This window comes from Variovorax glucosi (assembly GCF_051216695.1).
Lineage (GTDB): Bacteria > Pseudomonadota > Gammaproteobacteria > Burkholderiales > Burkholderiaceae_C > Variovorax.
The window spans coordinates 1-823 of sequence record NZ_JBPJZE010000276.1 but is presented as its reverse complement, the minus strand read 5'-3'; the positions used below and the strand labels follow the sequence as shown (position 1 = coordinate 823).

At 69.7% G+C, this 823-nt stretch carries 1 protein-coding gene; it reads left to right on the top strand.

The window, feature by feature from the left end; genetic code table 11:
- Positions 1 to 130: 130 nt before the first annotated feature.
- Positions 131 to 823 (top strand): NAD(P)/FAD-dependent oxidoreductase (locus tag ACSFA3_RS24920; RefSeq protein WP_435508032.1); only part of this gene is annotated, 693 nt, incomplete at its 3' end.

Genomic DNA, 823 nt, shown 5'->3' with positions numbered 1-823 from the left:
CACGGTGGTGCTGATGGTGCTGCTCGACCGCCTCGTCGGCCTCGACCGCGTGCTGATCGGCAAGGGCTGAACGCGCCCTGCCCGTCTCTGCCCATCTGCTCGCGTCCGGGCATTTCTTTTTCTGCATCCCATGAACACAAGTGATTTGATCGTCGTCGGCGGCGGCCTGGTCGGCACCGCGCTGGCCTACGGCGCGGCGCGCAACGGCATTCGCGTGACCGTCCTCGACGAGGGCGACGATGCGTTTCGTGCGTCGCGCGGCAACTTCGGGCTCGTATGGGTCCAGGGCAAGGGCTTCGGCATGACGCCGTATGCGCGCTGGACGATGAAATCGGCCGCGCAATGGCCACAGCTCGCCGAGGCACTGAACGCCGACACCGGCATCGACGTGCAACTGCGCCAGCCCGGCGGCTTTCATTTCTGCTTTTCCGACGACGAGCTGCAGGCACGCGAAGCGCGCATGCGCAGCATCAGCGACGCGCTCGACGGCAACTACGCCTTCGAGATGCTGGACCATGCATCGCTCAAGGCACGGCTGCCCGGCGTCGGGCCCGCGGTCGCGGGCGCGAGCTACACGCGGATGGATGGCCACGCCAATCCGCTGAAGCTGCTGCGTGCGCTGCACGCGGCCTGCCGCCATCACGGCGTGCACTTCGCGCAGGGCAGCCGGGTAACGCGGATCACGCCGCAGGCCGGCGGCTTCGAGATCGAGGCCGGCGCGGCCACATGGCACGCGCCGCGCGTGGTGCTCGCAGCCGGCCTCGGCAGCCGCGAGCTGGCACCGCAGGTCGGCCTGCACGCGCCGGTGCAGCCCAACCGGGGC